The sequence below is a fragment of the Pseudomonas sp. GD04091 genome, from assembly GCF_029836165.1.
Taxonomy (GTDB): domain Bacteria; phylum Pseudomonadota; class Gammaproteobacteria; order Pseudomonadales; family Pseudomonadaceae; genus Aquipseudomonas.
Map to the genome: position 1 here is coordinate 1 of NZ_JAOEBG010000057.1, position 538 is coordinate 538.

Annotated in this window: 1 protein-coding gene; it reads left to right on the forward strand. The window is 63.8% G+C overall.

Annotated features, from left to right (window positions below; genetic code table 11):
- Positions 1-538, forward strand: a 538-nt coding sequence (locus tag N7422_RS26855) for an immunoglobulin-like domain-containing protein (protein WP_347815280.1), incomplete at both ends; no start/stop codon positions are given.

Consider the following 538-nt stretch of genomic DNA (forward strand, 5'->3'; position numbering starts at 1 on the left):
CGGCCACAACGGCCTGACCTTCACCTTGTCCGATGGCACCAAGGTCACCGTCCCGGCCGGCAGTGCGACCGGTACCGCGACCATTACCGCACCGGACGATGTGTTCGTCGGTGGCCAGGCCACCATCAGCAACAAGCTGACCGGCGTCACCGGCGCCGACAACTTCGAGAAACTGACCTTGGGCCAAGGTGAGGTGCAGACCTCCGTGACCGACGAGCCAGGTACCGGCACCCCAGGCACCGGCAACGAAGGCGACAAGGTCACGGTCACTATCGTCGGCAAGGGCGACGTCACCGAAGACCAGCAGCCGGCCTTCACCGTCAAGGTCAGCCAGAAGCTGGATTACGACCTGACCGTGACCCTGTCCAATGGTGACAAGGTCGTGATCCCTGCGGGCCAGACTGCAGCCGAGTACAAGACCACGGCTCAGGGCGATGACGTGTTCAAGGATGGCGATACCCTGACCGTCGGTATCACCGACGCCACGGTACCTGGCCATACCTTCGAGAACCTGGAGCTCGGCGGCGACGCTTCGGTG